Consider the following 25,848-nt stretch of genomic DNA (forward strand, 5'->3'; position numbering starts at 1 on the left):
CGCGCGTGGTCGGCCACCCCCGCAAACCCCGGTACTCTGGTCACATGTCCGAACCGACCGGTGCCGCCCGCAGGCGCGGGCCCTTCAAGGTCGGGGACCAGGTACAGCTGACCGACCCCAAGGGCCGCCACTACACGTTCACGCTCGAGGCCGGGAAGAACTTCCACACCCACAAGGGTTCCTTCCCGCACGACGAACTGATCGGCGCTCCCGAGGGCAGCGTTGTCCGCACCACCGGGAACGTCGCCTACCTCGCGCTGCGCCCCCTGCTCCCCGACTACGTCCTGTCCATGCCCCGCGGGGCAGCCGTCGTCTACCCGAAGGACGCGGGGCAGATCCTCGCCTTCGCCGACATCTTCCCCGGCGCCCGCGTCGTCGAGGCCGGCGTCGGCTCCGGCTCGCTCAGCAGCTTCCTGCTGCGCGCCATCGGCGACCAGGGCATGCTGCACTCCTACGAGCGCCGCGAGGACTTCGCCGACATCGCCCGGCAGAACGTCGAGCGCTACTTCGGCGGCCCCCACCCCGCCTGGCAGCTCACCGTCGGCGACCTCCAGGACAACCTCTCCGACACCGACGTCGACCGCGTCATCCTCGACATGCTCGCCCCCTGGGAGTGCCTGGAGGCCGTCTCCAAGGCGCTCGTCCCCGGCGGCATCGTGTGCTGCTACGTCGCCACCACCACCCAGCTCGCCCGGACCGTGGAGTCCATCCGCGAGATCGGCTGCTTCAACGAGCCGACCGCCTGGGAGACCATGATCCGCAACTGGCACATCGAGGGCCTGGCCGTCCGCCCCGACCACCGGATGATCGGCCACACCGGCTTCCTCCTCACCGCCCGCCGCCTCGCCGACGGAGTCGAGCCGCCCATGCGCCGGCGCCGCCCCGCCAAGGGCGCCTACGGCGAGGACTACTCCGGCCCCAACGCCGACGGTGGCATGGGCCGCTGACGCGCCCCCACCCACCGCACACCACGGCAACGACACGACGCCGTGGCCGAGTTCCCGGACCCCCGCGGAACTCGGCCACGGCGTCGAAGCGTTGACCGCCCGCCCGCGCAGCCGCGGCACACCGCCCGACGCCGCACCGGGCACCCGACCGAACCCCCGCGTTCCCGGCCCGACCTGGCACCCCCGGCGTTCCCACGACCTGTGACGTGTGGCACCATGCTGGCCACCCCCACCACCGGCACCGCCCTCACAGGAGACACGCCTAGTGCAGCACTCCGTCGTCCCGGAACTGGCGCACACCCACGCCCGGCCCATCCACTGGGTCGCGACCGCGGCCGCGGTCGCCGGCGTGGTGGCCCTCTCCTCGGTCCTGCAGCCCGACCCCGCCCGCGCCGCCCAGTCGAACGCCCCGCACACCAAGTCGGCGCCCGCCCCCGCCGCCGCCCCCGCCACCACCGGAGTCGACTTCCCCGTCGAGTGCGGCCCGGTCCAGGCCCTGGTGATGCGCACCGCCTCCGGCGACCTCGACGGCGACGGCCGCCCCGAGACGGTCGCCGTCGTCCACTGCGACGCACCCATGGGCACCCCACCCGACGGCGTGTACGTGCTCACCCGGGGGGACGGCGCCGTCCACGCGCGCGTGGTCGCCACCCTCGTGGACCCCGGGGACCGCTCCACCGTCACGGAACTCTCCGTCACCGACGGAGCCGTCCGGGCCACCCTCCTCGGCTACTCGTCGGCCGACGTGCCCAGTTGCTGCCCGGACACCGAGGACACCGTCCAGTGGCGGTGGCAGCACGGCACGTTCGTCCGCTCGACCCCCGCGGGCACCCACGCCGTCTGAAGCTCGGCGAATGCGGTGAACGGCGAATGTGACGAACGAGACAGGGTGTGAGAAATCAGACAAGCGTCACCGAGCGTGCCCGTCCCGTCACCCGGCGTCGGGGCCGTACACCTCGACCCTGTCCGAAACCCGCCGCACATGGATGCAGTCGCCCGGACACTCCCGCGCCGAGTCCACCACGTCCGTCAGCAGCGGCAGCGGCACCGGCGTCGTCGCCCCCCTGTCCTGCAGAAGCTCGTCGTCGGCGCCCTTCACGTACGCCAGACCGTCGATGTCCAGCTCGAACACCTCCGGCGCGTACTGGGCGCAGATACCGTCACCGGTACAGAGATCCTGATCGATCCAGACCTCCAGCGCCTCACCGCCGGCCCCGGTCTCCTGCTGCACGCTCATGTCTCCTGCCGTTTACGGTCGAGCCCCACGGGAACGAAGCAGGCTCTGACGGGTGTTGAACACTTCGACCCTACCCTCGGCCGCTTCCCCACCATGTTCGGTGGGTATTCCCCTGGCGTGAGGGAGAGCGCAAGGGTGAAGATCGGACACACCCCGACAGTCTTTGTGATCTAGGGGTTTCAATCGACACCCACCCAGGTAGGGTCTGGAAGCGTCCAGCTCCCCTTGGAGGAGGTGAGGACCGTGGCAGCCCACGACGACGACATGAACCGCGGCATCCGCCCGGGACGCGGGTCCGACGACCCGGCCGGGCAGATCGCCTATCTCGAGCAGGAGATCGCCGTCCTGCGACGCAAGCTCGCCGACTCTCCGCGACACACGAGGATTCTCGAAGAGCGGATCGTCGAGCTGCAGACCAACCTGGCCGGCGTGTCCGCCCAGAACGAGCGACTCGCCAACACGCTCCGCGAGGCCCGCGACCAGATCGTGGCCCTCAAGGAGGAAGTCGACCGGCTCGCCCAGCCACCGGCCGGCTTCGGTGTCTTCCTGCAGGCGAACGAGGACGGCACCGCCGACATCTTCACCGGCGGCCGCAAACTGCGGGTGAACGTCAGCCCCAGCGTCGACCTCGACGACCTGCGCCGCGGCCAGGAAGTCATGCTCAACGAAGCGCTCAACGTGGTCGAAGCCATGAAGTTCGAGCGCGTCGGGGACATCGTCACCCTCAAGGAGATCCTCGAGGACGGCGAGCGAGCCCTGGTACTCGGGCACACCGACGAGGAACGGGTGGTCCGGCTCGCCGAGCCCCTGCTCGACGTCACCATCCGCGCCGGCGACGCCCTGCTGCTCGAACCCCGCTCCGGCTACGTCTACGAGGTCGTCCCCAAGAGCGAGGTCGAGGAACTCGTCCTCGAAGAGGTGCCCGACATCGGCTACGAGCAGATCGGCGGTCTGGGCAACCAGATCGAGATGATCCGCGACGCCGTCGAGCTCCCCTACCTCTACCCCGACCTGTTCAAGGAGCACGAACTGCGCCCGCCCAAGGGCGTCCTGCTCTACGGTCCCCCCGGATGCGGCAAGACGCTCATCGCCAAGGCGGTCGCCAACTCGCTGGCCAAGAAGGTCGCCGAGGTCACCGGCCAGGCCGCCGGCAAGAGCTTCTTCCTCAACATCAAGGGGCCCGAGCTCCTCAACAAGTACGTCGGCGAAACCGAGCGCCAGATCCGCCTGGTCTTCCAGCGAGCCCGCGAGAAGGCCAGCGAGGGCACCCCCGTGATCGTCTTCTTCGACGAGATGGAGTCCCTCTTCCGCACCCGAGGCTCCGGCGTCAGCTCGGACGTGGAGAACACCATCGTCCCCCAGCTGCTCGCCGAGATCGACGGTGTCGAGGGCCTGCAGAACGTGGTCGTGATCGGCGCCTCCAACCGCGAGGACATGATCGACCCCGCGATCCTGCGCCCCGGCCGCCTCGACGTCAAGATCAAGATCGAGCGCCCGGACGCCGAGGCCGCCAAGGACATCTTCGGCAAGTACCTCACCGAGCGCCTCCCGCTCCACTCCGACGACGTCGCCGAGCACGCCGGCGACAAGGGATCCACGGTCCAGGGCATGATCCAGACCGCAGTGGAACAGATGTACGCCGAATCCGAGGAGAACCGCTTCCTGGAGGTCACCTACGCCAACGGCGACAAGGAAGTCCTCTACTTCAAGGACTTCAATTCCGGCGCCATGATCGAGAACATCGTGGGCCGCGCCAAGAAAATGGCGATCAAGGACTTCCTGGAGAAGAACCAGAAGGGCCTCCGCGTCTCCCACCTCCTCCAGGCATGCGTGGACGAGTTCAAGGAGAACGAGGACCTGCCCAACACCACCAACCCGGACGACTGGGCCCGGATCTCCGGAAAGAAGGGCGAGCGGATCGTCTACATCCGCACCCTGATCACCGGAAAGCAGGGCGCGGACACCGGACGCTCCATCGACACGGTGGCCAATACCGGACAGTACCTGTAGGACACGGGCGGCTGCGGGTGCCCTCAGCGGGTACCCGCAGCCGACTGTTTTTCCGGCCACGACCGGACCAAGGGCGACCGACGCAATGACGCAAATGATCTCCCCACCAGCGCAAAGGCGTTCTAGGCTCTTTCGTACCGCCGGGTCGCGCAGTGCGGGGACGGGCACCGCACTGCCGCTCGAGCACGAGCGGTACGTGAGCGGCGCCCACGACCGAGGGTGCCGCCGGGCAAGGAGGGCCGCATGACCGTACGGCGAGTAATGGGCATCGAGACGGAGTACGGGATCTCCGTCCCCGGCCACCCCAACGCCAATGCCATGCTCACCTCGTCCCAGATCGTCAACGCCTACGCGGCGGCGATGCACCGGGCCCGCCGGGCCCGCTGGGACTTCGAGGAGGAGAACCCGCTACGGGACGCCCGGGGCTTCGACCTGGCCCGAGAGGCCGCCGACGCCAGTCAGCTCACCGACGAGGACATCGGCCTCGCCAACGTCATCCTGACCAACGGGGCACGCCTCTACGTCGACCACGCACACCCCGAGTACAGCGCCCCGGAGGTCACCAACCCCCGCGACGCCGTCCTCTGGGACAAGGCCGGCGAGCGGATCATGGCCGAGGCCGCCGAGCGGGCCGCCGCGCTCCCGGGCGCCCAGCCCATCCACCTCTACAAGAACAACACCGACAACAAGGGCGCCTCCTACGGCACGCACGAGAACTATTTGATGAAGCGGGAGACCGCCTTCTCGGACATCGTGCGCCACCTGACGCCCTTCTTCGTCTCCCGCCAGGTCTTCGCGGGCGCCGGTCGCGTCGGCATCGGGCAGGACGGCCACGAACACGGCTTCCAGCTCAGCCAGCGCGCCGACTACTTCGAGGTCGAGGTCGGCCTGGAGACCACCCTCAAACGGCCGATCATCAACACCCGCGACGAACCCCACGCCGACGCGGAGAAGTACCGCCGCCTGCACGTGATCATCGGCGACGCCAACCTGTCGGAGATCTCCACCTACCTCAAGCTGGGCACGACCTCCCTGGTCCTGGCCATGATCGAGGACGGCTTCATCGCCGTCGACCTGGCCGTGGAACAGCCCGTGCGCACCCTGCACCAGGTCTCCCACGACCCCTCCCTCAAGCGCCTGGTCACCCTCCGCAGCGGCCGCACACTCACCGCGGTGCAACTGCAGATGGAGTACTTCGAGCTCTCCCGCAAGTACGTGGAGGAGCGCTACGGAGCCGACGCCGACGACCAGACCAAGGACGTCCTGGCGCGCTGGGAGGACACCCTGACCCGCCTGGAGAACGACCCCATGAGCCTCGCCGGCGAACTCGACTGGGTCGCCAAACGAGAGCTCATGGAGGGCTACCGGCGCCGCGACGAACTCGACTGGGACGCCGCGCGCCTGCACCTCGTAGACCTCCAGTACGCCGACGTACGGCCGGAGAAGGGCCTGTACAACCGGCTCGCCGCACGCGGCAGGATGAAGCGCCTGCTGGACGAGGAGGACGTCGAGCGGGCCAAGACCACGCCGCCCGAGGACACCCGCGCCTACTTCCGGGGCCGCTGCCTGGAGCAGTACGCCGACGACGTGGCCGCGGCCTCCTGGGACTCCGTGATCTTCGACCTCCCCGGCCGCGACTCGCTCCAGCGCGTTCCAACCCTCGAACCGCTTCGCGGAACGCGAAATCACGTCAAAGCGCTCCTCGACCGGTGCCGTACGGCAGAAGACCTGGTCAGGGTGCTGTCGGGAGGCTGAACGGGTACGCGGCCGGTCCGGGCGCGCAGGGTGGAAACCCTCGTGCCCGGGAATCATGGAGAGGAACCCCACGCGTTGCAGCAACCGTGGGGCCGATGTCAGACCGGGCTTGTAGGGTCTGATCATCACCGATCGGCAGGAAAGCCGACCTGTCGACCATGTCGGGCTAACTGAGCGGGGTGAGGGTTATGGCGACCAAGGACACCGGCGGCGGCCAGCAGAAGGCGACGCGCTCCACCGAGGAGGTCGAGGAGCAGGCGCAGGACGCGCAGGCTTCGGAGGACCTCAAGGAGCGGCAGGAGAAGCTGAGCGACGACGTGGACTCCGTCCTGGACGAGATCGATGACGTCTTGGAGGAGAACGCCGAGGACTTCGTTCGAAGTTTCGTTCAAAAAGGCGGCGAGTAGCCTTCGAATGGAAGGTAACGGGGGCGCTTGAGTTGGCAAGCGAAGAAGGCCTGAAGTGCTGTGTGCGGTGTGGTGAGTACAAGCCGCGCGCAGCCTTCCACCGCAGGCGGTCCAATCTGGATGGTCTGCAGCAACACTGCCGGGATTGCGCGTCGGACTATCACCGGAAGCGTCACTCTCAAGTGCGGCGAGGTCAGGCCGTGGAGCGAGTGGCACCGCAACGCGACCGCCTCGGACGGGCTGTCGACGCGCTGCAAGGCCTGCCGAGCCGCAGAGGGCCGAGCGGGCCACTTGGAGCGTCAGTACGGCCTCACCGAAGCCCAGCGCGACGAGATGGTCGCCGCTCAGAAGGGGCTCTGTGTGATCTGTCTGAGAGCCCCGGCCGTTCATGTGGATCACTGCCACGAGACGGGTAGGGTCCGTGGCGTAATGTGCTTCAACTGCAATTCGGCCATCGGCAAGTTGGGGGACGACCCCGACGCCGCCCGCCGGGCCGCCGCATACTTGGAAGGAATCGCGTGGAAGCCAACACTCGTAGCACCGGGCGTCTACCAGCTGCCTTCCTGACGCCTGGGTCCTCGTCCTTCATGGACTTCCTGTCGGAGCACCAGCCGGAGCTGCTGCCCGGCAACCGGCAGCTGCCGCCCACGCAGGGGGTGATCGAGGCGCCGCACGGGACGACGATCGTGGCGGTGACCTTCCCGGGGGGCGTCGTCCTGGCCGGTGACCGGCGGGCGACCATGGGGAACGTGATCGCGCAGCGGGACATCGAGAAGGTGTTCCCCGCCGATGAGTACTCCGCCGTCGGTATCGCCGGAACCGCCGGCCTGGCCGTCGAGATGGTCAAGCTGTTCCAGCTGGAGCTGGAGCACTTCGAGAAGGTCGAGGGCGCCCAGCTGTCCCTGGAGGGCAAGGCGAACCGTCTGTCGACCATGATCCGGTCCAACCTGGGCATGGCGATGCAGGGCCTGGCCGTCGTGCCGCTGTTCGCCGGGTACGACGTGGACCGCGCCAAGGGGCGGATCTTCTCGTACGACGTGACGGGCGGCCGGTCGGAGGAGCATGGCTACGCGGCCACCGGCTCGGGTTCGATCTTCGCCCGGGGCGCCATGAAGAAGCTGTTCCGCGGCGACCTGAGCGAGTCCGAGGCCACCACGCTCGTGGTGCAGGCGCTGTACGACGCGGCCGACGACGACTCGGCGACCGGTGGTCCCGACGTCGCGCGCCGGATCTACCCGATCGTCACCGTGATCACCGAGGACGGTTTCCGCCGGCTCACCGAAGAGGAGGCCTCCGAGATCGCCCGCTCGGTGCTGGAGCGCCGGCTGGAGCAGCCGGACGGTCCGCGGGCCGCCCTGCTGTAGCCGGCCGCCCCTGTTGCAAGGTGATCCAGTGACTTCCACAGAAAGGGACGGATAACCGGTGTCGACGCCGTTCTATGTCTCACCCCAGCAGGCGATGGCCGACCGCGCGGAGTACGCGCGCAAGGGCATCGCCCGTGGCCGCAGCCTGGTCGTGCTGCAGTACGCCGACGGCATCGTGTTCGTCGGCGAGAACCCGTCCCGCGCGCTGCACAAGTTCAGCGAGATCTACGACCGGATCGGCTTCGCCGCCGCCGGCAAGTACAACGAGTACGAGAACCTCCGCATCGGCGGTGTCCGCTACGCCGACCTGCGTGGTTACACCTATGACCGCGACGATGTCACGGCTCGCGGCCTGGCCAACGTGTACGCCCAGACGCTGGGCACGATCTTCTCCTCGGCGGCGGAGAAGCCGTACGAGGTGGAGCTGGTGGTGGCCGAGGTGGGGGAGACCCCGGAGGGCGACCAGATCTACCGGCTGCCGCACGACGGTTCGATCGTCGACGAGCACGGCTCGGTGGCGGTCGGTGGCAACGCCGAGCAGATCAGCGGCTATCTGGACCAGCGGCACCGGGACGGCATGACATTGGCCGAGGCCCTGAAGCTGGCGGTGCAGGCACTCTCGCGCGACACCAACGGCACGCAGCGGGAGATCCCCGCCGAGCGCCTGGAGGTGGCGGTGCTGGACCGCACGCGGCCGCAGAAGCGCAAGTTCAAGCGGATCGTCGGCGCGCGGCTGTCGCGGCTGCTGGAGTCCGGCGGCGCGGCGTCCGAGGCGGAGGATTCCGAGGAGGAGGGCTCCGGGGAGGACTGAGGCCGGCCGGAGGGGGCGCCGCCGCCCGACCGTTTCCGTCCGCTTCCATCCGTCGTGCCCCGGCCGTCTCTGCGGCTGGGGCACGAAGCGTCTCAGGAGGCTCTGGGCGCCCCGGTGGAGCCTCGGACGACCAGGTCGACGGGGATGTCCCCGGCGTCCGGCGTACGGCCGTCCAGGACCGCCAGGAGGGCGTGCATGCCGCGTTCCCCGAACAGCTCGGCGTCCAGGCGGACGGTGGTCAGTTCGGGGTCGAGGGCGGCGGCCAGAGCGATGTCGTCGACCCCGGTCACGGAGATGTCGTCGGGGATGCGCAGTCCGCGTCGGCGTACGGCCTTGTAGACGCCCGCGGCCAGCTTGTCGTCGTCGCAGACGACCGCGGTGGGCAGGGGGCCGGTGGTGGTGAGGGCGGCCTCCGCGGCGGACAAGGCGCCGTCGATGCTCATCGGGGTGCGGGCGGTGCGCAGTGTGGTGCCCGGGACCGCGGCGAGGCGGGCGGCGAGTTCCCGCGCGCGCACCTCGAAGGTCCAGGAGGGGATGTCGGCCGCCACGTGGAGGAAGCGGCGGTGGCCGAGGTCCAGCAGGTGTTCGGCGGTCCGGCGGACGCCGTCGGTGATGTCGAGGTTGACGGTGGCCGCGCCGAGGCTGCCGGCGGGATCGCTGTCGAGCATGACCAGGGGGAGCTGGTCGCCGCGGATGGCGGTGAGGGCGTCGGCGGCCATGGAGGAGGCGATGACGCCGTCGAGGGCGGCCGGGGCGGAGGCGAAGGGGTCGCGGGCGGGGCCGATGCCCTCGGGTGAGGGGTAGAGGACGACGCCGAAGCCGTGGTCGGCGGCGACACGGGCGGCGCCGGTGTAGACGCCGGCGAAGAACTCTGTGGTCAGCGCGGGTACCACCAGCAGGACGGTGCGGGTGCGGCCCAGGCGCAGGTTGCGCGCGGCCAGGTTCGGCCGGTAGCCGAGTTCCCGGGCGGCTTCGCGCACGCGTTCCGCGGTGGTCCGGGAGACCCGGCCGCGCCACTTGTCGCCGAGGACCAGGGAGACGGCGGCCTGGGAGACTCCGGCGGCCTGTGCGACATCACGGCTGGTGGGGCGGGTGCTGCCTGGTGGCACCGGGGGCCTGCTCTTTCGTGTGGGTCGCGGGTGTCCTGGTGGTGCGCGGAGAAGGGATGCACCGGACGGCGCGCGTCTGGACTGGTGAACAGCGGCCATGGTACGTATGACGGTGGACGTTATACGTAAAACTCCGGGGTGGGCGAGAGCCCCGGCGAGCCGATGGAGGCAAGGCCATGGCCGCTGGCTACCTGGAGATCCTCAAGGCGCCGCACGCGGCACGGCTGCTCACCGGCACTCTGGTGGGCCGACTGCCGAACGCCACGGCCGCCATCGCGATCGTGCTCTTCGTGCGCGCGGAGGGCGGCAGCTACAGCCTCGCCGGAGCGCTCGCGGCGGTGTACGGCGTCGCCAACGCCGTCGGGCAGCCGTTGCTCGGGCGACTGGTCGATCTGCGCGGCCAGCCGCGCGTCCAACTGCCCGCCGCGCTGGCCTCGGCGCTCGCGATGGCCGTCTTCGCGTTCACGGGGCCGCAGCCGCTGCTCGTCGCCCATGCGGCCGTCGCGGCCGCCGGCCTGTTCACGCCCCCGCTGGAGGGCGGTCTGCGGGCGTTGTGGCCGTCCGTGCTGCGCCGCGAGGACCAGGTGCACACGGCGTACGCCATGGACGCGGTGGCCCAGGAGGTGATGTTCACCGTCGGCCCGCTGCTGGTGACGCTGTGTGTGTCGCTGTGGTCGGCGCAGGCCGCGCTGCTGGTGCTCAACGCGCTCGGCGTGCTCGGCGCGCTGACCGTGGTGGTGTCGCCTCCGTCGCGCGCGTGGCGCTCCGCCCCGCGCGAGGCGCACTGGCTCGGCGCGCTGCGCTCACCGGGCCTGCTCGCGCTGCTCGGCGCCTTCCTGTTCGTGGGCATGGCGCTCGGTTCGATCACGGTCGCCTCCGTGCCGTACGCGGACGACCACGGCGGGGACGCGGTCTACGGCTGGCTGATGGCGGCCCTCGGCCTGGGCGCGCTGGCCGGCGGGCTGGTGTACGGGGCGCGGTCCTGGCCGGGGGTGCCGGAGCGGCGACTGCGGTTCCTGGTGGCCTTCCTGGCGGTGTGTTACGTGCCGCTGACGCTGATGCCGGGCGCGCCGGCCATGGTGGCGCTGACCGCGCTCGCCGGCGTGTTCCTCGCGCCGGCCATCGCCTGCGCGTTCGTCATCGTGGACCGGCACGCGCCGGCCGGCACGGTCACCGAGGCGTTCTCCTGGCTGGTGACGACCTTCACGGTCGGCGCGTCGGTGGGGACGGGGCTGACGGGGCCGGTCGTGGAGGCGGGCGGGGCGCAGTGGGGTTTCGCGGTTCCGAGTGTCGCGGGCGGCGTGTCGCTGCTGGTTCTGCTGGCCACGGGGCGGGTAATGGCAGCGCCCGTCGCACACACGGTTGTTGCGTCTTCATCGGAAAATGATCCAAACCGAGCCGTCGAACCCCGTTTCAGTTCCGGGGATCGGGCGTAATGTTCACTCATGGACCGCCGCATTTTCGGGCTGGAGAACGAGTACGGCGTCACGTGCACGTTCAGGGGACAGCGCCGTCTGTCGCCTGACGAGGTGGCGCGGTACCTCTTCCGCCGTGTCGTGTCATGGGGCCGCAGCAGCAATGTGTTTCTGCGGAACGGAGCCCGTCTCTATCTGGACGTCGGCTCGCACCCGGAATACGCGACACCCGAATGTGACAACGTGATCGAACTGGTCACCCACGACAAGGCCGGCGAGCGCATTCTCGAAGGGCTCCTGGTCGACGCGGAACGCCGCCTGCACGAGGAGGGGATCGCGGGCGACGTCTACCTTTTCAAGAACAACACCGACTCGGCGGGCAACTCCTACGGCTGCCACGAGAACTACCTGGTGGCCCGGCACGGGGAGTTCTCACGGCTCGCGGACATCCTGATCCCGTTCCTGGTGACACGGCAGCTGCTGTGCGGTGCGGGCAAGGTGCTGCAGACGCCGCGCGGGGCCGTCTACTGCGTCAGCCAGCGGGCCGAGCACATCTGGGAGGGCGTCTCCTCGGCGACGACCCGCTCGCGCCCCATCATCAACACCCGCGACGAGCCGCACGCGGACGCCGAGCGCTACCGGCGGCTGCACGTCATCGTCGGTGACTCCAACATGTCCGAGACGACCATGCTGCTCAAGGTCGGCGCGACCGACCTGGTGCTGCGCATGATCGAGGCGGGCACGGTGATGCGCGACCTCACCCTGGAGAACCCGATCCGCGCGATCCGCGAGGTCAGCCACGACATCACCGGGCGGCGCAAGGTGCGGCTGGCGAGCGGCCGCGAGGCCTCCGCGCTGGAGGTGCAGCGCGAGTACTACGAGAAGGCCGTGGACTTCTGCGAGCGCCGCGGCATCCGCACCGGCACCGTCGAGCGGGTGCTGGAGCTGTGGGGCCGCACTCTGGACGCGATCGAGACGGAGGACCTGGACCGCGTCGGCACCGAGATCGACTGGGTGATCAAGTACAAGCTGCTCGAGCGCTACCGCGCCAAGCACAACATGACCATGTCGCATCCGCGGGTGGCGCAGATAGACCTCGCCTACCACGACATCCACCGGCGTCGTGGCCTGTACTACCTGCTGGAGAAGAAGGGGCAAGCGGCCCGGGTCTGCGACGACTTGAAGATCTTCGAGGGCAAGTCCGTGCCGCCGCAGACCACTCGGGCCCGGCTGCGCGGCGACTTCATCCGCAGGGCCCAGGAACAGCGCCGCGACTTCACCGTCGACTGGGTCCACCTCAAACTGAATGACCAGGCACAGCGGACCGTGTTGTGCAAGGACCCGTTCCGTTCGGTGGACGACCGGGTGGAGAAGCTCATCGCGGGCATGTGAGACCAGCCGTTCGGCGGAACGGGCACCGAGTCCCGGAACGCAACACGGGCGCCGTACGTTCTCCGTACGGCGCCCTTCTCACGCCGTAGAGTTGCGCGCACTCCCATCTGCAAGATCGACCGATTACGAGGCCCCCACCGTGCGCCGACGCTCCCTCCTCCTCGCTGCCGTTCCCGTAGGACTGGCCACGCTCGCCGGATGCGGTGACGAGAAGTCCGACTCCGGCACGGGGAGCGAGAGCGCGTCGCCCTCCGCTGCGGCGACGTCGGCGGCGCCCTCACCGAAGATCGTCGACGGGCCGCTGCCGGCGGTCACGGCGGGCACGAAGTTCGACGAGAAGCCGACGGTCGCCAAGGGCAGCGGGCAGCCGTCCGATCAGCTCGCGGTGAAGACCCTGATCGCGGGCGGCGGCCGCACGATCGCCGAGAAGGACTTCGTCGTCGCGAACTACCTCGGTCAGATCTGGGACAGCGGCAAGGTCTTCGACAACTCCTACGACCGCGACGCCCGCCTGGCGATCCAGCTGGCCGAGGGCAGCATCATCGACGGCTGGCGGTACGCGCTGGCGGGGAAGAAGGCGGGCAGCCGCGTCGAGATGGCGGTCCCGCCGACCTGGGGCTACGGCCCCACCGGCAACGAGCAGGCGGGCATCAAGGGCACCGACACGCTGGTGTTCGTGGTCGACGTGAAGGACACGTTCCCCACCAACAGCTCGGCCAAGGGCGAGAAGGTGGCCCAGGACGACCCCCAGCTGCCCAAGGCCGGCACCAACACCGACGGCAAGGCGCCGTCCATCGAGATCCCCAAGACCGACCCGCCGAAGAAGCTGGTGGCGACGTACGTCCTGGAGGGTGACGGCGAGGAGCTGACCGCCGACAGCAGCGCCCTGGTGCAGTACAAGGGCGTGGTCTGGGACACCGGCAAGGAGTTCGACTCCAGCTACGCCCGCGACACGCTGGCCTCGTTCGGGCTCGGTGAGGTCGTCAAGGGATGGGCACAGGGCCTGACCGGCAAGAAGGTCGGCAGCCGGGTCCTCATCGTGATCCCGCCGGAGCTCGGGTACGGAGACAACCCGCCGAGCGGCAGCGGTATCGAGAAGGACTCCACGATGGTGTTCACCGTGGACATCCTCGCGAAGCTGTGACGGGGCCGGGATGCAAGACTGTGCGTGTTGCCTTTCCGACAACAAGCAGGAGCTAGACACGTGAGCATCGACAAGCCCGAGATCGACTTCCCCGGCGGCCAGCCTCCGGCGGACCTCGAGATCAAGGACATCTGGGAGGGCGACGGCGAGGTGGCGAAGGCGGGCCAGACCGTCACCGTCCACTACGTGGGTGTCGCTTTCAGCACGGGCGAGGAGTTCGACGCCAGCTGGAACCGCGGTACTCCGTTCCGCTTCCCGCTCGGTGGCGGCCGCGTCATCAAGGGCTGGGACCAGGGTGTGCAGGGCATGAAGGTCGGCGGCCGCCGCCAGCTGACCATCCCGGCGCACCTCGCCTACGGCAACCAGAGCCCCACCCCGGCGATCAAGCCGGGTGAGACCCTGATCTTCGTGGTCGACCTGCTCGGCGTCTGAGCTGTAGCCGACCGGAGTCGATCATCTGGGGTCCATGCCTGTCCGGGCATGGGCCCTCGGCTTTTGCCGCGTGACTTCGGGACGGTACGGTCATCGTTCGTAAGCACCATAGGGAAGGCGAAGGGCGTCGATGGCCATTGCCAAGGCCGAGCGGCTGATGAACCTGGCGCTGTGCCTGCTCGGGACGCGCCGGCCTCTCAGCAAGCGGGAGCTGCGCGAATCCATCGAGGCATACGTCGAGGCCTTCGGGCCGGGGAGAGGCGCGGCCTTCGGGCCGGGGAGAGGCGCGGCCTTCGGGCCGGGGAGAGGCGCGGCCTTCGGGCCGGGCAGAGGTGCCGCCTCCGGGCCCGGAAAGGGTGCGGCCTCCGGGTCCGACCGTGGGGTTTCCGGGGACGACTCCTTCAACCGCATGTTCGAGCGGGACAAGGACGATCTGCGCGAGCTCGGCCTGGTCATCGAGACGGTGGAGAGCATCGACGGTGAGGTCGGCTATCTCGCCCGCCGGGACAGCAACCGCCTTCCGCCGATCACCCTGGACGCCGAGGAGGCCGCCGCCCTGGGCCTGGCCGCCAAGGTGTGGCAGCAGGCCCGGCTCGCCGGGGCCGCCTCCGGTGCCCTGCAGAAGCTGCGCGCCGCCGGTCTGCCCGAGGACGTCGACCCGTACGGCGCGCACGGTGCGCTGGAGCCGCGGATTCCCGTGCACGAGGTGGCGTTCGAACCGCTGATGCTCGCCTGCCGGGACCGTCGGCCGGTCGTCTTCGACTACCGCAAGGCCAACGCCGCGCACCCGGAGCCCCGGCACGTAGAGCCGTGGGCCCTGGAGTGCTGGCGGGGCCACTGGTATCTGGCGGGCTTCGACCGTGACCGTGGCGCCGAGCGGGTGTTCCGGCTGTCCCGGATCACCGGCAAGGTCCGCTCGCGCGGCGGCCGCTTCACCGTGCCGGTCCCCGATGTCGTCACCGTCCGTGAGACCGTGGCGAGCTGGGCGGGCGAGACCGCGGACCGCAGCGCGCGGATCCGGCTGCGCGCCGGTGCCGGTTACCCCCTTCGGGCGAAAGCCACCGTCGTCCGGGAACTCGGCGACGGCTGGGACGAGTTGGACATCCCGTACGGACACGGGCTGGATGCCTGGCTGGTGGAGTTCGGGCCGGACGTGGTGGTCCTGGAGCCCGCGGAGTTGCGGGCGGACGTCGTGGACCGGCTGAGTGCCGTGGCCAACGGCTGAGGGGGAGCGGAGCGAGACAGTGGCAGGCAAACCGGTCAGGCCGGCGAACGCGATCGACCAGACGCGGCGGATGCTGTCCCTGGTGACGTACCTCAGGGAGCGGCCCGGCGCACGGATCGAGGATGTCGCGCGCGCTTTCGGGATCACCGAGGACGAGCTGGTCTCGGACCTCGACGTGCTGCCCATGTGCGGCACCAGTTTCCGTGGCGGTGATCTGCTCGACATCGACACCGACGGTGAGCGCATCTGGTGGCACAACCCGGCCGCGCTGGGGGCGGAGGCCGCCGAGCCGCTGAGGCTGGCCGCCGACGAGGCGACCGCGTTGCTGGTGGCGGCGCGGGCGGTGGCCACGCTGCCGGGGCTGCGCGAGAGCGACCGGCAGGCCCTGCTGCGCGCCACCGCGAAGGTGGAGACGGCGGCCGGCGAGGCGGCGGGCGCCAGTTCCCGGCTGTCGGTGACCTTCGAGTCGGAGGGCGGCGTCTTCGCCGATGTCGACCGCGCCATCTCCGAGCGGCGGCGCCTGTGGATCCGCTACTACTCGCCCGCCCGGGACGAGGTCACCGAGCGCGAGATCGACCCCATCCGCCTGGTCAGCGTCGGGCACACCTATGTGGAGGCCTGGTGCCGCCGCTCCGAGGCGCGCCGTACCTTCCGGCTGGACCGGGTCGCCGAGATCAAGATCCTCGACGAGCCGTCCGCCCCGCCGGAGGTGGAGCTGCGGGACCTGTCGGAGGGCCTGGTGCAGCCGGCCGCCGAGGACCCGGAGGTCGTCGTGGAGGTGGGGCCCGGTGGCCGGTGGGTCGCCGAGTACTACCCCCACGACAGCGCCGAGGAGCTGCCGGACGGCGGGCTGCGGATCAGCCTGCGCACACCCGACCCGGCCTCGCTCAGACGGCTGGCGCTGCGGCTCGGCCGCGACGGGCGGATCGTCGCCCCGCGCGAGCTCGCCGAAAGCGCCCGCCGGGCGGCCCGCGAGGCGCTCGCCGCCTACGACGGCACGTCGGCGCGGCCGTCGCTGGGCAGCAGCGGCGGCGGCCCCGCGTTCGACCCGGCCGGCACCGGGACGACCGCGGACGCGGGGACGGGGCCCGGTACGGCGCCGGCTTCGCCGGCCGGGCCGGTCGGACGGTTCGAGGGACAGGAGCTGGGGTTGTGAGCGAGTCGGCGAGGTCCGGTGGGCGGGGTATCTCGGTGGCCTCCGCGTTCGCGGGGATGCGCAGTGTGGCCCCGGTGGTGTTCCGTGCCGGCTGCCCGGACTGCCGGGGCCGCTTCGAGCTCGCGGCGAGTGCGCTGCGGCTGGCCATCGGTGCCACGAGCCGTACCACCTTCTACTCCTTCACCTGCCCGGAGTGCGGCGTGGCCGTGCGCAAGCCGGCGGGGGAGCGGATCGTGGAGCTGCTCACGCGGGGCGGCGTGCGGACCCTGCGGCTGCGGTCCACCGTCTGAGCCGGGCCGGCACGAGGGCCTGCGGCGCAGGGTCTAGGCTCGACGTCATGTTCTGGGCGATGTTCGCGGTAGCCATGGGTTTTGTGGGACTCGCCGTCCTCGGGGTGCTCGCCGTGCGGGTGTTCCTGGAGGCGCGGCGGCTGGCCCTCCAGGTCACGGAGTCCGCCCGGCGCATCAACCGGGCGGCGGACGATCTGGAGCGGGCGGCGGTGAGCACGGCGCGCGCGGCGGACTCGCTCTGAGCCGCGCGGTAAGAGAGCCCTGTGAGTCCTGTCCGGAAAGCGATTTGGGTGACTTTCGCCCTCCCGGGCGGGTGCGCGCGACAGGTACGCTGCTGATCGCGGCCCGGAGAACGAGGCCCGGGCCGCTGACGGGAGTACGCACGGGGATTGCCTCACGTTCACCCCGGAGCGTTACGATCGCTGACAACACGATCGTTCGGACGCATGTCCGACCGCTCGGACAGCGCCCCCACCCAGCCGCCTCGGTGAGAAGGTAAAGACTTATGTTCGGAAAGCTCGGTGCTCCCGAGATCATTCTCATCCTCGTCGTCATCATCTTGCTGTTCGGCGCGAAGAAGCTTCCGGACATGGCCCGCTCCCTCGGCAAGTCCGCGCGCATCCTGAAGAGCGAGGCCAAGGCGATGAAGGACGAGGGCGGCAACTCCTCCTCCGCCCCGGCCGGCCCCCCGAACCCCGGCGAGGACACCCCCGCGCAGCGCACCATCCAGGCCGCCCCCGGCGACGTGACCAGCTCCCGGCCGGTCACCGAGCCGACGGACACCACCAAGCGCTGACGCAGGGCCGGTGACCTCCGGCCCGCCGCACGAGATGGGAACGTGGGTTGCTGAAGCCTGCCCGCAACAAGGAGAAGGATCCCGAGGGGCGGATGCCCCTCGCGGAACACCTCCGTGAGCTCCGCAACCGGCTCGCGAAGGCGCTGCTGGCCATCGTCCTGGTCACGATCGTCGCGGCCTTCTTCTACAAGGACATCATCAATTTCCTCACCCAGCCGATCCTGGACTCGGTCGGCTGTGCGAAGAGCTTCGAGGAGCTCGCGAAGAGTTCGGGCGAGGACCAGTGCGCCCGGATCACCATCAACGGCCTTCTCACGCCGTTCACGCTGGCCCTCCAGGTGTCGCTGATGGCCGGCGTCGTGTTCGCCTCCCCGGTCTGGCTCTACCAGCTGTGGGCGTTCGTCGCCCCCGGTCTGCACAAGCACGAGAAGAAGTACGCCCACGCGTTCGTCGGCACCGGTGTGCCGCTCTTCCTCGGCGGCGCCTACTTCGCCTACCGCGTCCTGCCGACCACCGCGAGCGTGCTGATCGAGTTCACCCCCGCGGGCGTCGACAACCTGCTGCCGCTCGACGACCTGCTCCAGCTCGTGACGCGCATGGTCGTCGTCTTCGGCCTCTCCTTCGAGCTGCCCCTGCTGCTGGTCATGCTCAACCTCACCGGCGTCATCACCGGCAAGCGGATGCTCGGCTGGTGGCGCGCGATGATCATCGGCATCACCGTCTTCGCCGCCGTCGCCACGCCCAGCACCGACCCGATCTCGATGCTGGCGCTCGCCGGCCCGATCTGGGTGCTGTACTTCGGCGCGGTCGCCTTCTCGCTGCTGAACGACCGGCGCCGGCGCCGCCGCGACGCCCTGGGACCCGCCGACGACGAGGCCTCCGAGCTGGACCTGACCCCCGAGGACATCGGCGAGGTCGAGGCGGTCACCACCAGCCGCTCCCTGCCCGAGCAGTCGAGCACGGACCGGGTCAACGGTTATGACGACGTGACCTGAGGGACGTCGGGGAACTCTTAGGGTCACTCCCGTGACCAGCGAGATCACCCTCTTCGTCAACCCCACCGCGGGCCGCGGCCGGGGCGCCGACGCGGCGCGGCCGGCCGCTTGCGCTCTCCGGGACGCCGGCCACCGCGTGCGCACGGTGGTCGGCGTGGACGCCCCCGACGCCCTGGCCCGCGCGCGGGACGCCGTCGCCGACGGCACCGGCGCCCTGGTCGCCGTCGGCGGCGACGGACTGGTCAACCTCGCCCTGCAGGCCGTGGCCGGCACCCGCACCCCGCTCGGAGTGGTCGCCGTGGGCACCGGCAACGACTTCGCCCGCGCCCTCGGTCTCCCGGTGCGCGACCCGGCCGCCGCCGGCCGGGCGGTCGCCGACGCGCTCAAGGGCTCCCGCGTCCGGGACATCGACCTCGGCCGGGTCGGCGACCGCTGGTTCGGCACCGTCCTGGCCTCCGGCTTCGACTCCCGCGTCAACGACCGGGGCAACCGCATGCGTCGGCCCGCCGGGCGGACCAAGTACGACCTGGCGATGCTCGCCGAGCTGGCCGCGTTCCGGCCCTTCGCGTACCGCATCCGGCTGGACGGCGGCGAGGTGCGCGAGATCGAGGCCACACTGGTAGCGATCGGCAACGGCTCCTCGTACGGCGGAGGTATGCGCATCTGCCCCGGCGCCGATCCCACCGACGGGCTGTTCGACGTCACCGTGGTCGGAGACTGCTCGCGCGCGACACTGCTGCGCGTCTTCCCGCGCGTCTACCGCGGCACCCACGTCGAACACCCCAAGGTCACCGTGTACCGGGCCGCGCAGGTGGAGATCGAGGCGCCCGGCATCACGGGGTACGCCGACGGGGAGCCGCTGGGCGCGCTTCCGCTGACCGCCCGCTGCGTGCCCGGCGCTGCTCGGGTCATCGGTCCGTGAGGTGCGGGGCCCGCACTCGGCCGGGCGGGTCCCGCACCGTGCACCGCGGCTCCGGGACGCAGGTGCCCCCGGTTCTCCGAGCCCTGGCTGCCGCACGTCGCTGAGCTGCGTGGATCCCGGGTTCGTACGGGATGGATCGGGATAATGATCGTCCTGTTGTCAGTGCGGCCCGGTACGCTCGAAAGCACGATGACACAGGACCTCTCACCGGCCGAGCGGTACGCGGCTGCGCGCAGGCGCGCTGCCGAGCAGGCCACCGCGCTCGCGTCGTTCCGCGAGATGTACGACTTCGGCCTCGACCCCTTCCAGATCGAGGCGTGCCAGGCGCTCGAGGCGGGCAAGGGCGTCCTGGTGGCCGCGCCCACCGGCTCGGGCAAGACGATCGTGGGCGAGTTCGCCGTCCACCTCGCCCTGCTGCAGGGCAAGAAGTGCTTCTACACCACGCCGATCAAGGCGCTGTCCAACCAGAAGTACGCCGACCTGTGCCGCCGTTACGGAGCGGCGAAGGTCGGCCTGCTCACCGGTGACAACAGCGTCAACTCCGACGCCCCGGTGGTCGTGATGACCACCGAGGTGCTGCGCAACATGCTCTACGCCGGTTCGCAGACCCTGATCGGGCTGGGGTACGTGGTCATGGACGAGGTCCACTACCTCTCCGACCGGTTCCGCGGCGCCGTGTGGGAGGAGGTGATCATCCACCTCCCCGAGTCGGTCACCCTCGTCTCCCTGTCGGCGACCGTGTCCAACGCCGAGGAGTTCGGCGACTGGCTGGACACCGTGCGCGGTGACACGGAGGTGATCGTCTCCGAGCACCGCCCGGTCCCGTTGTTCCAGCACGTCCTGGCCGGGCGGCGGATGTACGACCTGTTCGAGGAGGGGGAGGGCCACCGACGGGCGGTCAACCCCGACCTGGCCCGGCTGGCCCGCATGGAGGCCAGCCGCCCCTCGTACCAGGACCGCAGACGCGGCCGGTCCATGCGCGAGGCCGACCGCGAGCGCGAGCGCCGGCAGCGTTCGCGGGCGTGGACGCCGGGCCGCCCCGAGGTCATCGAGCGGCTCGACTCCGAGGGTCTGCTGCCCGCCATCACCTTCATCTTCAGCCGCGCCGCCTGCGAGGCCGCCGTCCAGCAGTGTCTGTACGCCGGACTGCGGCTCAACGACGAGGAGGCCCGGGAGCGGGTCCGCGCGCTCGTCGAGGAGCGCACCGCCGCCATCCCCGCCGAGGACCTGCACGTCCTCGGGTACTACGAGTGGCTGGAGGGCCTGGAGCGCGGTATCGCCGCCCATCACGCGGGCATGCTGCCGACGTTCAAGGAGGTCGTCGAGGAGCTGTTCGTCCGCGGCCTGGTCAAGGCCGTGTTCGCCACGGAGACACTGGCGCTGGGCATCAACATGCCCGCCCGCTCGGTGGTCCTGGAGAAGCTCGTCAAGTGGAACGGCGAGCAGCACGCCGACATCACCCCGGGCGAGTACACCCAGCTGACGGGCCGGGCCGGCCGCCGGGGCATCGACGTGGAGGGCCATGCGGTGGTGCTGTGGCAGCGCGGCATGAACCCCGACCACCTGGCCGGTCTCGCCGGCACGCGCACGTACCCGCTGCGGTCCAGCTTCAAGCCGTCGTACAACATGGCGGTCAATCTGGTCGAGCAGTTCGGGCGGCACCGCTCGCGCGAGCTGCTGGAGACCTCCTTCGCCCAGTTCCAGGCCGACCGCTCGGTGGTCGGGATCTCCCGGCAGGTGCAGCGCAACGAGGAGGGGCTGGAGGGCTACAAGGAGTCCATGACCTGCCACCTCGGCGACTTCGAGGAGTACGCGCGGCTGCGGCGCGAGCTGAAGGACCGGGAGACCGAGCTGGCCCGGCAGGGCGCGGCGCAGCGCCGGGCGGAGGCCGCGGTCGCCCTGGAGCGGCTCAAGCCGGGCGATGTCATCCATGTGCCGACCGGCAAGTACGCGGGGCTGGCGCTGGTCCTGGACCCGGGCCTGCCCGCCGGGCGGGTCAACGGCCACCGCGGCTTCGAGCACCATGACGGGCCGCGCCCGCTGGTGCTCACCGCCGAGCGTCAGGTCAAGCGGCTGGCGTCGATCGACTTCCCGGTCCCCGTGGAGCCGCTGGAGCGGATGCGGATCCCCAAGTCCTTCAACCCGCGCTCGCCGCAGTCCCGCCGCGACCTCGCCTCCGCGCTGCGCACCAAGGCCGGGCACATCGCGCCCGAGCGGCACCGCAAGCGGCGTGCCGAGGCGGCCGACGACCGGGAGATCGCCCGGCTGCGCAAGGCACTGCGGGCCCACCCCTGCCACGGGTGCAACGACCGCGAGGACCACGCCCGGTGGGCCGAACGCTACTACCGGCTGCTGCGGGACACCTCCCAGCTGGAGCGCCGTATCGAAGGCCGGACGAACACCATCGCGCGGACCTTCGACCGGATCGTGGCGCTGCTGACCGAACTGGACTACCTGCGCGGCGACGAGGTCACCGAGCACGGCAAGCGGCTCGCCCGGCTCTACGGCGAGCTGGACCTGCTGGCCAGCGAGTGCCTGCGGGCCGGAGTCTGGGAGGACCTCGCCCCTGCCGAACTGGCCGCGTGCGTCTCGGCGTTGGTCTTCGAGGCGCGGGCCGCGGACGACGCGCTCGCCCCGAAGCTGCCGTCCGGCAAGGCGAAGGCGGCGCTCGGCGAGATGGTGCGGATCTGGGGCCGGCTGGACGCTCTGGAGGAGGACTTCCGCATCAGCCAGACCGAGGGCGTCGGCCAGCGCGAACCCGATCTGGGCTTCGCCTGGGCGGCGTACATGTGGGCCTCCGGCAAGGGGCTGGACGAGGTGCTGCGCGAGGCGGAGATGCCGGCGGGTGACTTCGTCCGGTGGTGCAAGCAGGTCATCGACGTCCTCGGGCAGATCCAGGCCGCGGCGCCCGCCGAGGGCTCCACCGTGCCCAGGGCCGCGCGCAAGGCCGTCGACGGGCTGCTGCGCGGCGTGGTGGCGTACTCGTCGGTGGGCTGAGGCACAGGAGCACGATCAGGGGCGCGGGACTCTTCCCGCGCCCCTTTCGTACGCCCGTACGTCATCACTCTCTGTCTTCGAACGAGATCGCTGCGTGCAAATGCTTCCGAGGGTACTGCAGGCGCGAGGTGGCTTTCAGGCGGTTGCTGAATATGACACAGCGATGATCCGGTCGGACTAAGCTCGCCCGCAGCGCACCGAGTTGAGGTTATTCGTGCGTTTGTTCCCCGTAGTCCATCCAATGTCCTGAGTGTTCCCCCATACAGAAGATGCGAACCGAACCCGACAGAGGGCCCACATGGTGAGTGTTCAGTCCCCACGCGGTCGCCGTGAACTTCCCTACGCGCGCGTGCTGTTGCCGCCGGCGATACTGATGGCCGCGGCGACCGGGGCGGCCACCGCCCTGGTGCCGGTGGCCACCCGGCTCGCCGTAGGTGTCTGCGGCGCCGTGGCCACCGCCGTGGTGCTGGCCACGGTGACCGGAGCGGTGCGCCGAGGACGCCGGATGCGCCGGCAGTGCGCCGAGAAGGAGCAGCGTCTCGCCCAGCTGGAGGGCCGCCTCGCCGGCTACACCGCCCGCAACCGGCGCATCGCGGACGTCTACGTGCCCGCGTGTGTCCCCCCGCTGCGCAACGGGGCGTCCCCCGAGGACGTGATCCGGGAGATCGCGCGGACCGACGCCCAGTTCCGTGAACTCGACGACTCCCAGGTCGCCATGTTGCGCGCCCTGATGAAGGTCATCGACCACGAGCAGGACCTGCGTGACTCCTCCCAGCGCTCCTTCGTCAGCGTGGCGCGCCGTATCCAGGCCATCGTCCACCAGCAGAACAAGGAGCTGCGGGAGATGGAGGAGGACCACGGGCGCAACCCCGAGGTCTTCGACGACCTCTTGCGCATCGACCACGGCACCGCCCTGATCGGCCGTCTCGCCGACTCCATCGGCGTCCTCGGCGGCGGCCGGCCCAGCCGCCAGTGGCCCGCGCCGGTGCCGCTGTACAGCGTGCTGCGCGGCGCCATGTCGCGCATCCTGGAGTACCGCCGGATCAACCTGGACTCCATCGCCAAGGTCAACATCCGCGGCATCTCCGTCGAGCCGGTGATCCACGCCTGCGCCGAACTCCTCGACAACGCCACCCGCTACTCGCCGCCGGCCAGCAAGGTCCACGTCAACGCCGTCGAGGTGCAGACCGGCGTCGCCATCGAGATCGAGGACGCCGGCGTCAGCCTCAGCGAGGAGACCCGCGCCAAGGTCGAGGGCATGATCGAGGACGCCATGCAGGGCGTCGACATGCAGGACATCAACGACACCCCGCGCCTCGGCCTCGCCGTCGTCGGCCGGCTGTGCACGGCGTTCAACATGCAGGTCGCGCTGCGCCAGTCCGCCTACGGCGGCGTGCGCGCCGTCCTGGTCGTCCCGACCGAGATGCTCACCGCCGGTCCCACCTCGATCTACGCCCACGGCATCGGGGCGGCCTCGCTGCCCACCCAGACGCTGCCGCCCGACACCGACATCCCGCAGCGCAAGCCCAAGAAGCGCCGGCCCACCAACCCGAGGATCCCCCTCGACGTGAACATGGACGACGACGTCCCCGTGGTCACCGAGTGGACCCCGGAGGGGCTGCCGCAGCGACGCAGCAAGGCCACCGTCTCGATCGCCGACCGCTACCGGGAGGCGTACGCCGCCCAGGAGCGCGCCAAGCGCGGCGAGGAGGACATGTGGGACGAGGCCGCCAAGCGGCAGGAGCAGCGTGCCGAGCCGGAGCCCCGGCCGGAGCAGGAGGAGCGGGCGCCCGGACTGTGGGTCGAGGCCTTCTGGGAGGGCCTGAAGAAGGACAACCCCGCCGAGGACCCGACCGACTTCACCCGCAATCCCACCAAGTACCTGCACCTGATCGAAGACAAGGACAAGGCCCGCACCGAGGCCGACGACGAGGGGGACCTCACGTGATCCAGCAGCGCGCCAACTTCGACTGGCTGCTCAGGGAGCTCTACGACGGAGTCCCGGGCATCGAGATGATCGTGGTGCTGTCGGCCGACGGACTGCGCATCGCCCGCTACGCCGGTGACCCGGACGCCGCCGACCGGGTCGCCGCGGCCTGTGCCGGACTGCAGAGCCTCGCACAGGCGGTCGCCCAGGAGATCCCCACCACCGACGGCGACATGAAGCTCGTCGTCATCGAGATGAACGGCGGCTACTTCTACCTCATGGCGGCCGGCGCCAACGCCTACCTCGCCGTCCTCGCCGACGTGCGCTGCGAGCCCGGCCACATGAGCGCCATGATGCGGGACCTCGTCGTCCGCATCGGCTCACACCTGACCAGTCCGCCGCGCCACACCGGGCAGACCGTATGACGCCTCCGCAACGCCGACGGCGAGTCCCCGCCAAGCAGGCACCAGCCCCCCTACTACCGCCTGCGCCCCCGCCGCCGCCCCCCACCGAGGAGAGCCGACCGCCGGAGGAGGGTGACGGCAAGAACCCCGAGCGCCTTTTCGTCATTTCGGGTGAAGGGGAGCGCGTTCCCGTCGACCTCGTCACGCTGATCGTGGCCCGCGCCGACCTGCCCTCCTCCGCGACCCCGGAACAGACGGCGGTGCTGCGGCTGTGCGCCGCCCCCTTGTCCGTGGCCGAGATCTCGGCCTACCTCAGCCTGCCGTTCAGCGTGGTGACCGTGCTGCTCACCGACATGCTGGCGGCCGGGCTGGTCCAGGCGCGTGCGCCGATCGTGCGGCAGCAGCTCCCCGACCGGTCCCTTCTCGAAGCGGTGATGCATGGACTTCAAAGGCTCTGACACGCTCCCCGGCCCACGGGTCGAGGACCACCTGCCGCACACCACCGAGGCCGCGGCGAAGATCGTCATCGTGGGCGGCTTCGGCGTCGGCAAGACGACCATGGTCGGCTCGGTCAGCGAGATCAAGCCGCTGACCACCGAGGAGACCATGACCCAGGCGGGCCTCGGCGTCGACGACAACTACGGTTCGGACACCAAGACCGCCACCACCGTGGCCATGGACTTCGGGCGCATCCGCATCACGGACAAGATCGTGCTCTACCTGTTCGGCACCCCCGGACAGGAGCGCTTCTGGTTCCTGTGGAACGGCCTGTTCGAGGGGGCGCTCGGCGCGGTCGTCCTCGTCGACACCAGGCGCCTGGAGGTCAGCTTCGAGGTCATGGGCCGGCTGGAGGAGCGCGGGGTGCCCTTCGTGGTCGCCGTCAACTCCTTCCCCGACGGCCCGAAGTACGCGCTGGACACCCTGCGCACGGCGCTCGACCTGCCCCCCGAGATCCCGATCGTGGAGTGCGACGCCCGCCGCCGCGCCTCCAGCCGCGACGTCCTCCTGACGCTGATGCGGTTCCTGTCCAAGCTGACCCTCAGCGGCAGCCTCACCTGAACGTCGACCGCCCGCACGGCCGTTCACCCGCCCGCCCCCGGACCCACCATCGTT

Annotated in this window: 25 protein-coding genes and 1 pseudogene; 24 read left to right on the top strand and 2 right to left on the bottom strand. The window is 70.4% G+C overall.

Translation table 11 applies throughout. The annotated features are described in order from the left end of the window. Positions 1 to 44 precede the first annotated feature (44 nt). Together ACSLTV_RS09750 and ACSLTV_RS09755 are read left to right on the top strand one after the other, a co-directional pair. Positions 45 to 947, top strand: a complete 903-nt coding sequence (locus ACSLTV_RS09750) for a tRNA (adenine-N1)-methyltransferase (RefSeq protein ID WP_110627054.1) — start codon at positions 45 to 47, stop codon at positions 945 to 947. A gap of 265 nt (positions 948 to 1,212) precedes the next feature. Next, positions 1,213 to 1,791 carry a hypothetical protein gene (locus tag ACSLTV_RS09755; protein WP_432134549.1) on the top strand — a complete coding sequence of 193 codons (579 nt, stop codon included), beginning with the start codon at positions 1,213 to 1,215 and terminating at the stop codon, positions 1,789 to 1,791. An 87-nt stretch (positions 1,792 to 1,878) separates the two neighbouring features. Here ACSLTV_RS09755 and ACSLTV_RS09760 read toward each other — a convergent pair whose 3' ends face one another. Continuing rightward, a complete protein-coding gene (locus tag ACSLTV_RS09760; protein ID WP_432134548.1) occupies positions 1,879 to 2,184 on the bottom strand; it encodes a ferredoxin in 306 nt (101 codons plus the stop codon). Positions 2,185 to 2,427: 243 nt separating this feature from the next. Between ACSLTV_RS09760 and arc the strand changes: the two genes are divergently transcribed. The 6 genes and pseudogenes from arc (at position 2,428) to prcA (ending at position 8,531) form a co-directional block, all read left to right on the top strand. Continuing rightward, positions 2,428 to 4,194, top strand: coding sequence for a proteasome ATPase (gene arc, locus ACSLTV_RS09765; protein ID WP_432134547.1), 1,767 nt, complete (start codon positions 2,428 to 2,430; stop codon positions 4,192 to 4,194). A 243-nt stretch (positions 4,195 to 4,437) separates the two neighbouring features. Further along, positions 4,438 to 5,949 (top strand): depupylase/deamidase Dop, encoded by a 1,512-nt coding sequence (gene dop, locus ACSLTV_RS09770; protein ID WP_432134546.1) that lies wholly within the window; start codon positions 4,438 to 4,440, stop codon positions 5,947 to 5,949. A gap of 188 nt (positions 5,950 to 6,137) precedes the next feature. Further along, positions 6,138 to 6,356, top strand: a complete 219-nt coding sequence (locus tag ACSLTV_RS09775) for a ubiquitin-like protein Pup (protein ID WP_011027899.1) — start codon at positions 6,138 to 6,140, stop codon at positions 6,354 to 6,356. Positions 6,357 to 6,388: 32 nt separating this feature from the next. After that, positions 6,389 to 6,923: pseudogene (locus tag ACSLTV_RS09780) on the top strand (endonuclease VII domain-containing protein). Further along, complete coding sequence (gene prcB / locus ACSLTV_RS09785) at positions 6,875 to 7,720, top strand: proteasome subunit beta (RefSeq protein WP_432134544.1); 846 nt, start codon at positions 6,875 to 6,877, stop codon at positions 7,718 to 7,720. Before ACSLTV_RS09780 ends, prcB begins: the two are co-directional and overlap by 49 nt. A 58-nt stretch (positions 7,721 to 7,778) precedes the next feature. Beyond that, complete coding sequence (prcA, locus tag ACSLTV_RS09790; RefSeq protein WP_435611979.1) at positions 7,779 to 8,531, top strand: proteasome subunit alpha; 753 nt, start codon at positions 7,779 to 7,781, stop codon at positions 8,529 to 8,531. 92 nt (positions 8,532 to 8,623) lie between these two features. Here the strand turns inward: prcA and ACSLTV_RS09795 are convergent, their stop codons facing one another. Next, complete coding sequence (locus tag ACSLTV_RS09795) at positions 8,624 to 9,640, bottom strand: LacI family DNA-binding transcriptional regulator (protein WP_432134542.1); 1,017 nt, start codon at positions 9,638 to 9,640, stop codon at positions 8,624 to 8,626. A 176-nt stretch (positions 9,641 to 9,816) separates the two neighbouring features. On the opposite strand from ACSLTV_RS09795, the gene ACSLTV_RS09800 reads away from it, so the two are divergent. The 16 genes from ACSLTV_RS09800 to ACSLTV_RS09875 all read left to right on the top strand — a co-directional run bounded on the left by ACSLTV_RS09800 (position 9,817) and on the right by ACSLTV_RS09875 (position 25,794). Then, positions 9,817 to 11,076: an MFS transporter gene (locus ACSLTV_RS09800; protein ID WP_435611980.1), complete on the top strand. Its 1,260-nt coding sequence runs from the start codon at positions 9,817 to 9,819 to the stop codon at positions 11,074 to 11,076. 9 nt (positions 11,077 to 11,085) lie between these two features. Next, entirely contained in the window at positions 11,086 to 12,447 is a 1,362-nt protein-coding gene (pafA, locus tag ACSLTV_RS09805; protein ID WP_432134540.1) for a Pup--protein ligase, read from the top strand. A 139-nt stretch (positions 12,448 to 12,586) separates the two neighbouring features. After that, on the top strand, positions 12,587 to 13,591 hold the full coding sequence (locus ACSLTV_RS09810; RefSeq protein ID WP_432134539.1) for an FKBP-type peptidyl-prolyl cis-trans isomerase: 1,005 nt from the start codon (positions 12,587 to 12,589) through the stop codon (positions 13,589 to 13,591). Between the two features lie 60 nt (positions 13,592 to 13,651). Continuing rightward, entirely contained in the window at positions 13,652 to 14,023 is a 372-nt protein-coding gene (locus tag ACSLTV_RS09815) for an FKBP-type peptidyl-prolyl cis-trans isomerase (RefSeq protein ID WP_432134538.1), read from the top strand. 130 nt (positions 14,024 to 14,153) lie between these two features. Continuing rightward, a complete protein-coding gene (locus ACSLTV_RS09820) occupies positions 14,154 to 15,248 on the top strand; it encodes a WYL domain-containing protein (protein WP_435611981.1) in 1,095 nt (364 codons plus the stop codon). Positions 15,249 to 15,267: 19 nt separating this feature from the next. After that, on the top strand, positions 15,268 to 16,404 hold the full coding sequence (locus ACSLTV_RS09825) for a helix-turn-helix transcriptional regulator (RefSeq protein ID WP_432134536.1): 1,137 nt from the start codon (positions 15,268 to 15,270) through the stop codon (positions 16,402 to 16,404). Then, positions 16,401 to 16,694: a hypothetical protein gene (locus ACSLTV_RS09830; protein ID WP_432134535.1), complete on the top strand. Its 294-nt coding sequence runs from the start codon at positions 16,401 to 16,403 to the stop codon at positions 16,692 to 16,694. The genes ACSLTV_RS09825 and ACSLTV_RS09830 overlap by 4 nt, the downstream gene beginning before the upstream one ends. A 47-nt stretch (positions 16,695 to 16,741) precedes the next feature. After that, positions 16,742 to 16,936, top strand: a complete 195-nt coding sequence (locus ACSLTV_RS09835; RefSeq protein WP_432134534.1) for a hypothetical protein — start codon at positions 16,742 to 16,744, stop codon at positions 16,934 to 16,936. 263 nt (positions 16,937 to 17,199) lie between these two features. Continuing rightward, on the top strand, positions 17,200 to 17,490 hold the full coding sequence (tatA, locus tag ACSLTV_RS09840; RefSeq protein WP_432134533.1) for a Sec-independent protein translocase subunit TatA: 291 nt from the start codon (positions 17,200 to 17,202) through the stop codon (positions 17,488 to 17,490). A gap of 47 nt (positions 17,491 to 17,537) precedes the next feature. Further along, complete coding sequence (gene tatC / locus ACSLTV_RS09845) at positions 17,538 to 18,485, top strand: twin-arginine translocase subunit TatC (protein ID WP_432134532.1); 948 nt, start codon at positions 17,538 to 17,540, stop codon at positions 18,483 to 18,485. 31 nt (positions 18,486 to 18,516) lie between these two features. Then, positions 18,517 to 19,407, top strand: a complete 891-nt coding sequence (locus ACSLTV_RS09850) for a diacylglycerol kinase (protein ID WP_432155691.1) — start codon at positions 18,517 to 18,519, stop codon at positions 19,405 to 19,407. A gap of 144 nt (positions 19,408 to 19,551) precedes the next feature. Further along, complete coding sequence (locus ACSLTV_RS09855; protein ID WP_432134530.1) at positions 19,552 to 22,404, top strand: DEAD/DEAH box helicase; 2,853 nt, start codon at positions 19,552 to 19,554, stop codon at positions 22,402 to 22,404. Positions 22,405 to 22,702: 298 nt separating this feature from the next. Beyond that, positions 22,703 to 24,352: an ATP-binding protein gene (locus ACSLTV_RS09860; protein WP_432134529.1), complete on the top strand. Its 1,650-nt coding sequence runs from the start codon at positions 22,703 to 22,705 to the stop codon at positions 24,350 to 24,352. Then, positions 24,349 to 24,756 (top strand): roadblock/LC7 domain-containing protein, encoded by a 408-nt coding sequence (locus tag ACSLTV_RS09865; RefSeq protein WP_432134528.1) that lies wholly within the window; start codon positions 24,349 to 24,351, stop codon positions 24,754 to 24,756. Before ACSLTV_RS09860 ends, ACSLTV_RS09865 begins: the two co-directional genes overlap by 4 nt. Beyond that, on the top strand, positions 24,753 to 25,193 hold the full coding sequence (locus ACSLTV_RS09870; protein WP_432134527.1) for a DUF742 domain-containing protein: 441 nt from the start codon (positions 24,753 to 24,755) through the stop codon (positions 25,191 to 25,193). Before ACSLTV_RS09865 ends, ACSLTV_RS09870 begins: the two co-directional genes overlap by 4 nt. Continuing rightward, a complete protein-coding gene (locus ACSLTV_RS09875; protein WP_432134526.1) occupies positions 25,174 to 25,794 on the top strand; it encodes a GTP-binding protein in 621 nt (206 codons plus the stop codon). Before ACSLTV_RS09870 ends, ACSLTV_RS09875 begins: the two co-directional genes overlap by 20 nt. Positions 25,795 to 25,848: the final 54 nt, after the last annotated feature.

It is taken from the genome of Streptomyces sp. bgisy159, assembly GCF_965341775.1.
GTDB lineage: Bacteria > Actinomycetota > Actinomycetes > Streptomycetales > Streptomycetaceae > Streptomyces.

Bases quoted from the DNA above. Each gene is read 5' to 3' on its own strand.
- ACSLTV_RS09835 (WP_432134534.1), top strand. From the start codon at position 16,742: ATGTTCTGGGCGATGTTCGCGGTAGCCATGGGTTTTGTGGGACTCGCC.
- tatA (WP_432134533.1), top strand. From the start codon at position 17,200: ATGTTCGGAAAGCTCGGTGCTCCCGAGATCATTCTCATCCTCGTCGTC.
- ACSLTV_RS09875 (WP_432134526.1), top strand. From the start codon at position 25,174: ATGGACTTCAAAGGCTCTGACACGCTCCCCGGCCCACGGGTCGAGGAC.
- dop (WP_432134546.1), top strand. From the start codon at position 4,438: ATGACCGTACGGCGAGTAATGGGCATCGAGACGGAGTACGGGATCTCC.
- ACSLTV_RS09820 (WP_435611981.1), top strand. From the start codon at position 14,154: ATGGCCATTGCCAAGGCCGAGCGGCTGATGAACCTGGCGCTGTGCCTG.
- pafA (WP_432134540.1), top strand. From the start codon at position 11,086: ATGGACCGCCGCATTTTCGGGCTGGAGAACGAGTACGGCGTCACGTGC.
- ACSLTV_RS09760 (WP_432134548.1), bottom strand. From the start codon at position 2,184: ATGAGCGTGCAGCAGGAGACCGGGGCCGGCGGTGAGGCGCTGGAGGTC.
- ACSLTV_RS09750 (WP_110627054.1), top strand. From the start codon at position 45: ATGTCCGAACCGACCGGTGCCGCCCGCAGGCGCGGGCCCTTCAAGGTC.
- ACSLTV_RS09855 (WP_432134530.1), top strand. From the start codon at position 19,552: ATGATCGTCCTGTTGTCAGTGCGGCCCGGTACGCTCGAAAGCACGATG.
- ACSLTV_RS09870 (WP_432134527.1), top strand. From the start codon at position 24,753: ATGACGCCTCCGCAACGCCGACGGCGAGTCCCCGCCAAGCAGGCACCA.
- ACSLTV_RS09860 (WP_432134529.1), top strand. From the start codon at position 22,703: ATGGTGAGTGTTCAGTCCCCACGCGGTCGCCGTGAACTTCCCTACGCG.
- ACSLTV_RS09775 (WP_011027899.1), top strand. From the start codon at position 6,138: ATGGCGACCAAGGACACCGGCGGCGGCCAGCAGAAGGCGACGCGCTCC.
- ACSLTV_RS09800 (WP_435611980.1), top strand. From the start codon at position 9,817: ATGGCCGCTGGCTACCTGGAGATCCTCAAGGCGCCGCACGCGGCACGG.